The 334-nt window shown below is 47.9% G+C and carries 1 pseudogene; it reads right to left on the bottom strand.

What is annotated here, in order from left to right:
• Nucleotides 1-334: pseudogene (locus tag ACP45E_RS22510) on the bottom strand (RND family transporter); the annotation flags it as partial.

Below are 334 nucleotides of genomic sequence, written 5' to 3'. Positions count from 1 at the left end.
TAGCGGCTATCATCGTTATGCATGTTCTGATTCAAGCGCTTGTAAACATCGGATAGTGCCGCTACGTGATCGGTTTCCGGTTGCTCGCGTAGCCAATCGGTAAAGTCACCCACGGTTTGTAAAAAGACGGGATCGGCAATGCCCTGAGATTCATCGGTTTTGATCGCAATGCTGATATTGGTCATTCCGCTGATGCGCTGTTCCATAAAATCCGCAGCTCGACGAAATTCGCTTCGAGAGTCAAAATATTTTACCGACTCATCATTGACCTGATTTAACGGAATCAATGCAGCAGTGACGGCAATGAATACCACCGAGATCGGCAGCAGAGGCT

Origin of the sequence: Vibrio genomosp. F10 str. 9ZD137, from assembly GCF_049974785.1 — a bacterium.
Lineage (GTDB): Bacteria > Pseudomonadota > Gammaproteobacteria > Enterobacterales > Vibrionaceae > Vibrio.
Note: the sequence above shows the minus strand (reverse complement) of the source record. Positions and strands in the feature narration are given on the sequence as shown.